Annotated in this window: 6 protein-coding genes and 1 pseudogene; 5 read left to right on the top strand and 2 right to left on the bottom strand. The window is 50.8% G+C overall.

Going from position 1 to position 12302, the window contains the following annotated elements:
* On the top strand, positions 1–1085 hold a 1085-nt coding region (locus K9G39_RS07565; RefSeq protein ID WP_292004314.1), incomplete at its 5' end, for an ATP-binding protein.
* A gap of 12 nt (positions 1086–1097) precedes the next feature.
* Here the strand turns inward: K9G39_RS07565 and K9G39_RS07560 are convergent.
* Positions 1098–1460, bottom strand: coding sequence for a response regulator (locus tag K9G39_RS07560; RefSeq protein WP_059139120.1), 363 nt, complete (start codon positions 1458–1460; stop codon positions 1098–1100).
* Positions 1461–1471: 11 nt separating this feature from the next.
* Positions 1472–5593, bottom strand: a complete 4122-nt coding sequence (locus K9G39_RS07555; RefSeq protein WP_292004313.1) for a PAS domain S-box protein — start codon at positions 5591–5593, stop codon at positions 1472–1474.
* 1312 nt (positions 5594–6905) lie between these two features.
* On the opposite strand from K9G39_RS07555, the gene K9G39_RS07550 reads away from it, so the two are divergent.
* From K9G39_RS07550 to K9G39_RS07535, 4 genes and pseudogenes are all read left to right on the top strand, one after another.
* Complete coding sequence (locus tag K9G39_RS07550; RefSeq protein ID WP_292004312.1) at positions 6906–7526, top strand: PAS domain-containing protein; 621 nt, start codon at positions 6906–6908, stop codon at positions 7524–7526.
* Positions 7527–7550: 24 nt separating this feature from the next.
* A pseudogene (locus K9G39_RS11175) lies at positions 7551–8825 on the top strand (PAS domain S-box protein); the annotation flags it as partial.
* A 57-nt stretch (positions 8826–8882) separates the two neighbouring features.
* The gene (locus K9G39_RS11170; protein ID WP_363319370.1) at positions 8883–9755 is read left to right on the top strand and encodes an ATP-binding protein; all 873 of its coding nucleotides are present in this window, start codon (positions 8883–8885) and stop codon (positions 9753–9755) included.
* A gap of 127 nt (positions 9756–9882) precedes the next feature.
* Entirely contained in the window at positions 9883–12171 is a 2289-nt protein-coding gene (locus K9G39_RS07535) for a heavy metal translocating P-type ATPase (RefSeq protein ID WP_292004311.1), read from the top strand.
* Positions 12172–12302: the final 131 nt, after the last annotated feature.

The following is a 12302-nucleotide window of genomic DNA, read 5'->3' as shown; positions in this document are numbered from 1 at the left end:
CGTTGACAAGTTCTCTCAAAAAAGTGCCTCCGAAGGGTCATCGGAGACTACAGGGCAGCAACAAGAAGCTGCATAACCAACCGGTGGGTTACCACCTTAAACTTGACCTTTTTTTGTCTGCTCAATGGGGTCCACTTCAACTGCTGGCTTTTGCCCGAAAGCAAACAGTAAACCCCAAAATCGTCGACCTGAACATGCTGGTCGAAGAAATGCTCAACATGCTGCGAAGACTTATCGGCGAAGACATAAAGCTGATCTGGATACCGGGCAACTCGCAACCGATGGTCAACATCGATCCATCACAGATTGACCAGATTCTTGTAAACCTTTGCGTCAATGCGCGCGATGCAATAACCGATATCGGAACCGTCACCATTGAAACAGCAACAGTCTGTTTTACCGATACCGATGATGATGACGGGAGCGATAAAAAACCCGGCGACTATGTCATGCTTTCGGTCACCGATACCGGACATGGAATCGAAAAACAACATCACTCCCATATTTTCGAGCTGTTTTTTACAACAAAAGAGACCGGAAAAGGCACCGGACTTGGGCTTGCCACGGTTTACGGCATTGTAAAACAAAATGAGGGGTTTATCGTTATTGAGAGTGAACCTCAAAAAGGAAGCAACTTCAGAATTTATCTGCCCCGGGATAAAAACAGAGCCCCACTTCCTGCGGACGAGAAAACGGATGCCCTGAATATAACAGGAAAAGAAACGATACTGCTCGTCGAGGATGAACCGGAAATACTCAAGCTGTGCCGGATGATACTGGAAAAAAAAGGTTATTCGGTGCTCGCGGCCGCAACACCCGGCGAAGCCATCCGGATCGCCAGTGAACCGGACCATAAGATCCATCTGCTGCTGACCGATGTGATTATGCCCGAAATGAACGTACGCGATCTATCCGATAAATTGCTCTCAATCCGCCCGGATCTCAAAATCCTCTTTATGTCGGGGTATACGGCGGACAATATTGCAAATCACGGGGTGCTCGATACCGGCGTTAATTTCATTCAGAAACCGTTCACCATCAAGGCGCTGTCAAAAAAAGTGGCCGCCGTACTTGCCGGCAGTTAAACCCCGAACTCCTTACTGCAGCAACTTGAGACTCAGGAGCAGTTCCGGACCGCTGAATGGTTTTTTCAGGGTTGTGTGCGCTCCGAGCGCATCGGCCAGAACCAGATAGTTTTCAGGTCCGACTTTACCTCCTCCGGAAATCGCCAGAATTTTGATTGCCGGATATTGGCTGCGCATTTCCATGATGGTTTCAATGCCCTCTTTTTCAGGCATGACAATATCTGTAATAACGACAGGAATATCATGCTGCTCCTGTAGAAGCTGAAGGCCTGTCTTGCCATTATCGGCCTCGAAAACGGTATGGTTCTCTTTTTTCAGGATTGTGGTTATGAATTTTCTGACGGCTGGATCATCGTCGATAACAAGAATGTTCATGACTGTCCGGGTTATGCGTTATTGTGGCTGATCACCTCGTTTATGACCGAAGCCAGCTGGGCGAATTTCACTGGTTTTTTCAGAAATTTACAGATGCCGTAACGGCTCAGCGGAATCGTGTATTCGATATCCTTTCCGTAGCCGGTCATAAGAATCACCGGAAGCTGCGGGCTGGTTTCATGAAGCTCGCGGGCAAATTCGACCCCTGTCATTTCAGGCATCGTAAGGTCGGTGATGACCAGATCAAACTGTTCCGGATTTCTCCTGAACAGTTCAAGCGCCTGCACGGGAGAATTCAACGCCCTGATTCTGAAGCCGAGTTTCGTCATCATCATCTTCATCATCTGCACGGTCGGCTGCTCGTCGTCAACAAAAAGAATGCTGGCGTTTCCTTTTGGCAAAGGGTCTTCTCCGGTCGGCGCCTCGCTGCGCTCGTTGATCACCGGCAGATATATCCGAAATGTAGCGCCTTTTCCAGGAAAACTTTCAACAACAATCTCTCCGTTGTTGCTGGTAATGATGCCATGGACCACCGAAAGTCCGAGTCCGGTTCCCTTGTTGACGGATTTTGTGGTAAAGAACGGCTCGAAAATACGCTCCATGGTCGCTGCATCCATGCCGGTTCCGGTATCGGCAATACCAAGCTCTATATAACGTTCAGCAGACAGCCCCGGCTGTGTTTTCAGCATGCCTGCGTCGGGAATAATTTCCCTGAGTTGAATGGTCAGAACACCACCGGATTCTTCCATAGCCTGAAAAGCATTCGTGCAGAGGTTGACAACCACCTGATGGATTTGTGAGGGATCTGCAAAAATGTTACCGCAGGAGTTGTCGATCTGCTGTTCGATGGTAATGGTCGAGGGAATTGAAGGACGAAGCAGCTTCAGCGCTTCATTGAGAATCGCCTGAACGCTGACTACAGAGGGTGTGCGTTCGTCGGCCCGGCTGAAGCTCAGAATCTGCGCCACAAGGTTCCGTGCTCTCTCTGCCGCCTGCGTAATTTCAGTAAAGTATTCCTTCAGAGGGTCCTGATCAGAAAGGGAAAGGGCTCCCATTTCGGCATAGCCGAGAACAGGCGTGAGAATATTGTTGAAATCATGCGCGATGCCTCCGGCAAGCGTTCCGATAGTTTCAAGGCGCTGCGTATTTCGAAGCCGCGATTCCAGTTGCTGATTCTCTTCCTGCGCCAGCACCCGATCGGTAATATCAAAAAGAATGCCGTCGATACCCGAAAACACGCCTTCTTCTGAAAAAGCCGAGGTTTTACGATCTTCGATCCATCTGACGGCATGCGCTGCCGTCAGAATTCTGTAGATAATGATCTTGGATGCCTTTCTCTCTCGAAGTTCCTCATAGGTATCCACAACAAGTCTCATGTCATCCGGATGAATAAACGTCAACATCTGCTGCAGGGAACCCGAAAAACAGGATTCCAGTGATTCTGCAGAGAGAAAATCCGAATGCGAAAGAAATTTTATGGTATCATCGCTTGAATGCCGATATACAGCACCGGGAATATTATCGATAATGGATTTGAACTCCTCGCTCACGCGTTTCTCCAGATCGCTTTCACGCAAGACTGCCTCTGCCCGTTTCAGCTCCGAAAGATCGACCAAGGTCGTACGCACGCCGGATACCTGACCGTCCTGTCTTATTGGCGAGCTGTAGAGCAGAACCGGCCGCCTGGTGCCATCCTTCATGATGATGGTGTACTCGTTTCCTTTGGGTACATAACCCGGAGCAAGTATCTTCTTCTGGTTTGCCAGGGCGCGGTCAAGCTCCTGAAGCACACAGAAGCTGAATGCCGAAATTCCCTGGCGCAGATCATCATCCGAAAGACCAAAAAACGCTTTAACTTCAAGGTTGATATAGGTAACCATACCATGCAGGTCCGTCTCGAAAAGCGGCAGGGGCAGAAACTCTGTAAGCTCCCTGAACTTCTGTTCGCTCTCCACGAGCGCAGACTGGTTTTTCAGCCGTTCGGTAATATCCCGGATGATACCGAACAGCACCGGCTTCCCGTCCCAGGTACCATGCGTGATTTTCGTTTCCACCGGAACCTGTTCGCCCGACTTCGACAGCAGCGGCACATGACAGACATTGGCCTGTCCGGAAAGCATCTGCTGAACCGTCCGCCCGGCTTCCTCCCGCCGTTCAGGAGGGTGGACATCGAGGACATGCAGCCTCCTGAACTCGTCGTGCGAATAGCCGAGCAATACAGTACATGCGGCATTGGTATGCAAAATGGCGCCATCATCGGCAATGATGAACAGCATATCGTCGATCGTATCGAACAGCGAGGCAAAATTTCTGTTGGCGGTTGTAATTTTCTCATCATGGGTTGCCTGAGCGATAGCGGCGCCGATATGCGACGCTACCGTTTCAAGAGCTTTTCGGGCGAACTCCGGAACCTGGTCAAGCGAATGCGATGCCACGTTCAGGCTTGCGACCACCCGGCTCTTGCTGATGACCGGTAAAACCGCAACAGCCTTCAGACCTTCGTTCAGAATGGAGTTGCAGGGGTTGGTGTTCATCTCAGCAAAACGGCTGTAGATCGCACTCCCGTTTGCGACAAGCCGGCATTGTGAGGAATCCGACATATAGCAGAACGTCTCCCGGACAAAAGCATCCGAAAAGCCTTGACTGTATGCAAGGCTCAGACTGTTATCGGCTTCGTTGACCAGATAAATCCCGCCGCAATCCATGCCCGAAATGTCAAGCGCGGCCTGAAGGCAGCTTTTCAGCGTCTCTTCGAACGATGACGATACGCTCAGTTTCAGGGTAAGATCGAGTTCGCTCTGGATAAGCTGTTCTACCTGTTTTCGCTGCAGGGCATTGGCAATGATGCCGCCGGCCAACGTAAGCACGGATGCGGCTTCCTTCGGCCACTGCCGTTCTTCCCTTACGGCATCGAAGCCTATGTAGCCGAACGGTATGGTACCGGATACGAGCGGAATGAGAATCAGTGACTGAATATCCTGCTGTTCGAGAATGTCCCGTTCCGAAGCCGCTTCATCAGGCAGATCTGAAACTCTGGGAACGATAAGCAGTTCGTTATGTGCAATCTTTTTCGTTGACCATGAAAAATCATCGGTGGAAAGCTGCTTGAGAATATCTATCTGCGGCTCGATACCCCCGGCACACCACTCGTGGGTGTTATCCATGAGCCGTTGATTATCGTAGTACTGAAAAATATAGCTCCGGTCGGCCTGTACGAACTCCCCGATGATTTTCAGAGCCTCGTTGATCATCGAATCGATCTCTCCGGCGGGAACATTGATAAACTGGTTGGCCAGTGAAGATACGATCCATTCGAATTTCCGGTTGAAGGCAAGCGATTCTTCGGAGCGCTTTCGTGATGAATTATCGAGCAGGTAGCCTTCGTAATGGGTAATACAGCCCTTTTCGTCGCGGGTGATAACCGTAAAATCATAAACCCAGATAACCTTACCGTCCTTCCGTATAATCCGGTACTCCTGCTCGAATGAGCTCCGCTGCGGATCGGCAGAGCAGAGCGCAAGTTCATCCAGTACCCCCGGCAGATCGTCAGGGTGAATCATGCCGGAATAACTGACCGCTCCACTGCTCAATTCATGGCTTGAATAACCAAAAAGGGTTTCAATGTTTGGCGATACATACTCGACCGGCAGGCCGGAAGTGTTCATACGTCTGAAAACGGAAACAGGGCCGCCCATGAACAGATTTCGTTCCTGCTTGAGCCGTTCCTCGGTGAGCTTCCGGGCGGTTATATCCTGATGCGAACCGACCATCCTGAGCGGTTTTCCCGCGGCATCGGTCTCGAAAACCTTGCCCCGATCAAGCACCCAGATCCAGTGACCGAGTTTGTGCCGCATTCTCAGCTCTATTTCATAGAAATCTGTATCTCCTTCGAAATGCCTCGCAAGCCGTTCTTCTGCTTCCATGAGGTCGTCCGGATGACAGAAAGCTTCCCAGGTCACAATTGTGACCGGTTGCAGCTCTTCGAGGGTATAGCCTATCATTGCAGCCCACCTGCCATTGACAGTAACGTTGCCGGTTTGCAGATCCCAGTCCCAGTAAGCGGCTTTCGTGGCTTCGACAACCATTGAAAGACGCCTGAGTTCGGTCGTCAGTTCGGCATTCTCAGACTGCAAACGCTCATTTTCAGCCTGAAACCGCTCTATGTTTTTTTCCGACAAATTATGCTTCATTAATAATTGAGATCGACAAATCCATCAAATTCAAATATACCGGAAAAACATACAGACTCAATTAAACAACCAATGCGATGCCTGAAATGGCTTGATATGCGTTTTTTTACATCAGATACGTCAACAAGATAAACGACGCAATCGAACAGCTGAAAACCCCTCCGCAATGGCACGAAACGATATAAAAAAAGCCGGAAAACCGGCACGAGCCATTGAACAACCTCTTCATGCGCACACCAAAAATGCGCTACCGAGATCCCATTCCGCGGAAAGCCTCAACGGAAAGGTCAGGCGCAAAAAGCAGCAAGAGTTATCCGCCGTAATTCAGCTTCGACTCCCTCCGGGTCATTCGCTTACCGGACAACAGGCAGGCTGTTGTAAACCGTCGGCGGAATTCATGCATACCGGACTAAAAACATAAGATGGCAAAGCGGACAGCCTGTCAGGAACAACGCTCCAAAAACGATCCATGAATAAAAACAAACGGAAACACCATCCCCTGAACCATACCGGAAACAATAGCATAAAGCCCTATACCAAAAAAAATAAAATGTATCGGTACATATACCGGATTCTGAAATCTGTCAGAATCCGGTAACGATCCCTCTATAAACGACAGATATGCCGTCACACCAGAAATGAGGCCGAGCGCGGACAGTTACGCGTAACTTGCCTTAAAAAAATATTCAGCAATATATCCCCAGGAACAAAATGCTTTTCAATGCCGTCACAGATAAATATAAACATATCATAAGAAAATAACGACATCTACACTAAATACCGAAACATTATAAAAATGTATATATAAAACATATATGAAATCCGAAAACATATATACAAGATACACGGCCGGCAAAAAAAAGCGGCCGAAAGGCCGCTTTAAATCGAACGGAAACCCCCAATTTCCGTTCTCTCCTTGCTGGCGCGAAGGAGTGAAATGAACTTAAACAAATACCAAATAAAAACAAAAAATCAAATAATTTTACTTAAATTAAATACAGCATATATATACCGCTTTCACGACAAAACTATATTTTATATAATCAAATCAATCCGGCTCGCATTACGTATTCAGCAACCCTTTATCCACAAATTACAAATCATAGAAGTAATCCACGAAACTCCATCGCTCCAGCTGTATTTAAAAAATACATATTTCTCTTTAACGATTGTTACAAAGAAATTTATTGATGTTTTTTTTCGTTAAATTATTATAGGCATTATCAATGATATCCATCGGGAGGGGTCAATTTGCATGTATGCAGATATCGACAGACAGAAACTGATTCCGGGTCTGGCTACCGAGGGTTTCTGGGACTGGAACCTGAAAACCAACATTATATACCTGAGCCCGAGGTATTGCGAACTCACCGGTTGCATTCCCGAAGACCCTTGGTTCGACAAGGGCTTTGTGGACATGCTAACTCTCCCCGATGATCATCAGAAATTTTTCCTTTCGATCAGCAAACATCTTCAGGGTAAAACAGACGTATCGATCCTTGACTATAAAATGATATTGAGTGATGGTTCGGCACTCTGGATAGAGAGCCGATGCCGCATCGTCGAACTCGATGAAAACGAGCGGATTTCACGCATCGTCGGTACCGTTGCCAATATCACCGAACGAAATCAGGCTGAGCAGGAACTGCATAAGCTGAACCGCGCGCTTCTGACGATAAGCAACTGCAATCAGGCACTGCTTCATGCCGACAATGAAGCCGAATTGCTGCAGGATATCTGCCGGATTGTCGTAGAAACCGGAGGCTACCGGATGGCCTGGGTCGGCTATGCTGTGGATGACGACGAAAAAAGTGTCCGCCCGGTAGCCCAGGCTGGTATTGAGGAAGGCTACCTCGAGACGCTCAACATTTCCTAGGCGGATAGCGAACGGGGACAGGGCCCGACCGGAAAAGCGATCCGTACCGGAAAGGCCTGCTCAACACGTAATTTGCTGACCGACACAAGCTTCCTTCCCTGGCGCATGGAAGCCATAAAGCGTGGTTATGCTTCTACTCAAAGCCTCCCGTTAAAAACGGATAGCAAGGTATTTGGCGCCTTGAATATCTACTCCGCAATGGAGGACGCCTTCAATGTGGAAGAAACCGGACTCCTCTCCTCACTTGCCGAAAACCTCGCATACGGCATCACGATGCTGAAAACCCGCAAGGCGCATGAACTTGCGGAAGAAAAACTGCGTCAGAGCGAGGCGCGCTACCGGAGTCTGTTTCAGAACAAACATACCGTCATGCTGATCATCGATCCGACAGACGGCACGATTGTTGAAGCCAATCCGGCGGCCGTAACGTTCTATGGATGGAAATACGATGAACTGTGCAATATGAAAATTTCCGGGATCAACACGATGAGCGATCGGGAAATAAAGGCGGAAATGTAGCGATCCCTGAACAGGCAGTGCAGGTGCTTCAGTTTCCGTCATCGGCGGGCTGACGGCTCGATTCGCGACGTCGAGGTGGTAAGCGGCCCCATTTCCATCGGAGAAAAACAGTTGCTCTATTCCATCGTCAACGACATCACCGAACGAAAACAGTATCAGGAGCTGCTACTTGAAAGCAATGAACGCATGCATTTCATCATGGCGGCAACCAATGCTGGCTTCTGGGAGCATGATCTCGCATCGAATGTCCAGATCTGGTCGGATGAACTATGGCCGCTCTTCGGTCTCGAACCCTATAGCTGTCCCCCGTCATATGCAAACTGGCTGAAAACCATTGTCCCGGAAGAGAGGGAAATGGTTGAGCGAACCGCCAGGGAGACCATTGACAACGGCTCGGAATTCAACTGCATGTGGAGAGTTCGTGATGCTGATGGATGCGAGCGGTGGCTCATGTCAAAGGGAACGCCACATAAAGATAACGACGGTCGGCTCATGCGCTATGTTGGTATCGTTATCGATATCACCGACCGGAAAAAGGAGGAGGAAAACAAACAACAACTCGAATCAAGTCTCCGAAAATCCCAGCGCCTTGAAACCATCGGAACGCTTGCCGGAGGCATCGCGCATGACTTCAACAATATCCTCATGCCTATTCTCGGTTACGCTGAAATGGGCATCAACAGCATAGCCGAAAAGGAGCCCCTGCACGATTATTTTTCGGAAATCATGCTCGCAGCTGAACGGGCAAGGAATCTTGTTGAACAAATTCTGACCTTCAGCAGAACCCAGGAAAATACCCCCTCCGTCGTAAGCGTTCAGTCGGTTATCGCCGAGGCCATGAAACTCCTCCGCCCGTCAATACCGGCAACGATCAGCATTGAACAGCATATCGAGAACACCTGCAGGAATATTCTCGCCGATCCGTCACAAATCCATCAGGTTATCATTAACCTCTGCACCAATGCGTTCCATGCAATGGAGGAATCAGGTGGAGTAATGAGCATAACGCTCAGGGAAATTCTCCCCGATGCCGACATGCTGAAAACGCTGCCCGGGCTGCCTGCCGAACGCTATGTAGAGCTCGGCATAGCCGACACCGGGACCGGTATGGATGAAGCGACCATGGAGCGGATTTTCGAGCCCTTCTTTACCACAAAGTCCGTCAATAAGGGAACCGGACTCGGCCTTTCGGTGGTTCATGGCATCATCAAAAGCTATAAGGGGGCAATTACGGTTGACAGCCGGCCGGAAAAAGGCACCTCTTTTCGTATCTATCTGCCGGTAATTGACAAACCTGCCCCCGATGCGGCCCTCAAAGGAAACGCTTCAGCGGGAAATGGCAGCATTCTGTTTGTTGACGACGAAAAGGCCACAATCAAGATGATGACGATGATGCTGAGCAGACTCGGTTACCGGATTTGCGCCGTGAGTTCTCCGCTGGAAGCGCTCGATCGCTTCCGGGAGCGTCCCGACCGCTTCGATCTGGTCATTACCGATCTGACCATGCCCGAAATGAACGGAATCACGCTTGCCGCCGAACTGCATAAAACAAGACCCTATCTGCCGGTAATCCTGATGACCGGTTACGGAAAGGATATCGGATACAACGCGCTGAACCAGTCGGGAATCTGCAAATTGCTGAAAAAACCGCTGAAGATGACCGAGCTCGGCGCAGCGATCAGGGAGGTCATTTCCAGCAGGAACACATAACGGAAACGGCAATAAAAAAACCGTTCGGGTCATATTGGAATATATATTGTGTGTGTTACCCGGCACCGGAAAACACAATCGATTTTGCAGCAGCATGCCAGGCTCTGCGAAGTAAAAATTTCTGTTTATGGATGAAAAAACCTACCGCGTCAAAGGCATGCATTGTGCAAGCTGCGCGGCGATCATTACCAATAAACTCTCCCGGACGGAGGGCATAGAGAAGGTCGAGGTCAACCTTGCCACAGAACAGGCGAAAGTATCGTTCAGGGAGCACGAACTTTCCGACAGCGAAATCAACGCCATCGTCGGCAAGTTCGGCTATGAGCTCACTTCCGGGGAGGCAGGAGATACCGGCTCAGGCGGACGCTCACACCAACCGAAAGGGCCGGGTACCGGCCCGTCAGCGTTCAGCGAAAAACAGGAACAGTTGAAACAGCAGCAGCGCCTGGTCAGATTCTCGCTCCCTGCGGCGATGGTGGTGTTTGTTTTCATGATGTGGGATATCGCTTCGGCAGCGTTGCACGGCGTGCCGCACATGCCGCTATCGATGGAGGTGTTCAACGGCATTACCATGATTCTTGCCGCGATTTTCATCTTCAGAATCGGCAAACCCTTTCTCGACGGCATTCTGCTTTTCATACGCCACAAAGCGGCCAACATGGATACGCTGATAGGAATAGGAACCCTCTCGGCGTTCACCTACAGCTCGCTCATCACCATTTTCCCCTCGCTCAGGGAGCTGCTCGGCCTTCCCGACCACACCTACTTCGATGTGTCGATCGTGGTTATCGGTTTCGTGCACCTCGGCAAGTATCTCGAAGCCCGATCGAGGCTGAAAACCGGTGAGGCAATTGGCAAACTCGTCGGTCTGCAGGCAAAATCGGCACTGCTGCTGCGCAAGGGTGAGGAGATCGAAATTCCGGTCGAAGAGGTAAGGAAAGGCAACCTGCTCCTGGTCAGGCCGGGAGCGGTCATCCCGGTTGACGGCATTATTGCCGGAGGAAGTTCATCGATCGATGAATCGATGGTGACGGGCGAACCCCTGCCGGTAGACCGGAAAGAGGGCGATCCGGTTATAGGCGGCACCATAAACCGCCAGGGTTCGTTCAGTTTTACGGCCATGAAAGTCGGCAGCGACACCCTTCTTGCGAAAATCATTTCGATGGTTGAGGAGGCCCAGGGATCAAAAGCCCCGATCCAGAACATCGCCGACCGTATCGCAGCCATATTCGTCCCGGCGGTACTTCTCATCGCCGCACTCACCCTGATTGCGTGGCTTACCATAGGAACGGCACTTCTCGGCTTCTCTGCGGCACTCTCCTACGCGATCATGAGCTTTGTCGGCGTTCTGGTGATCGCCTGCCCCTGTGCGCTCGGGCTTGCAACCCCGACGGCAATCATTGTCGGAATCGGCAAAGGAGCGGAATACGGCATGCTCATCCGCAACGCGGAAAGCCTTGAACGGCTCAGTTCGGTCGATACCGTCGTCTTCGATAAAACCGGCACCATAACCAGAGGGCTTCCGGAAGTCACCGACAAGGGATCTCTCGACGGCAGCTCCTCCCCTGCCGAACTCCTGCTGCTTGCCGCGGCCGTCGAGCGCTATTCGGAACACCCGCTTGCCGGAGCGATCGTCGAAGCGGCAAGAGCCGGCGGAGCGGTGCTTCCCGAAATAACGGCATTCGAAGCCATGGAGGGCATCGGAGTCAGGGCGACTCTCGGAGAGCTTCGCGTCACAGTCAGAAAGCCTGAAGCGCAGGAAACCGCCCTGCCCTCCGTTCAGCTCCTGCTGCAACAGGGGAAAACCGTTGTCGTGATTGAAAAAGGAAGCACCGTCGCAGGCTATATAGCCCTTTCCGATACTATCAAGGAAGGAGCAAAGGAGGCTGTGGGCGAGCTTCGGAAGAAAGGGATTCGCATTATCATGCTGACCGGCGACAACCCTTCGGCCGCAGGCTATATCGCATCGCAGGCCGGTATCGACGAGGTGATTGCAGGAGTGCTTCCCGCTGAAAAAGCCGAAAAAATAGCGGCTCTCCAGAAGGAGGGCCGAACCGTCGCCATGGCCGGCGACGGCATCAACGACGCCCCGGCCCTGGCCCGTGCCGACGTAGGCATCGCCATGGCCACCGGAACCGACATTGCCATGGAGTCGGCAGGAATAACCCTCCTGAAGGGTGATATTCGAAAAATATCACAGGCAATAACGCTCTCGAAAGCAACGATGAGGGTTATCCGACAGAACCTGTTCTGGGCGTTCATCTACAACATCGTCGGAATTCCGCTTGCGGCCGGAGCCTTCTACCCTCTTTTCGGAATCTTTCTCAATCCGGTTTTTTCCGGAATAGCCATGGCGGGCAGCAGTGTATCGGTGGTAAGCAACTCGCTGCGCCTGAAGGCGAAAAAACTCCGGTGAGGAGATTTCACAGGCGCCGGAGGCATAAGGGCAACATCTATTGAAGTGCAATATGGGAACAGCCCGATCAAATCCGGGCGCGTACGAGAATTATAGCGGCGCCAATAAAAAAGGCGGCTACGAAACTTGTC

The organism is Chlorobium sp., from assembly GCF_021740465.1.
GTDB lineage: Bacteria > Bacteroidota > Chlorobiia > Chlorobiales > Chlorobiaceae > Chlorobium.
This window is presented reverse-complemented; position numbering and strand designations above follow the sequence as displayed.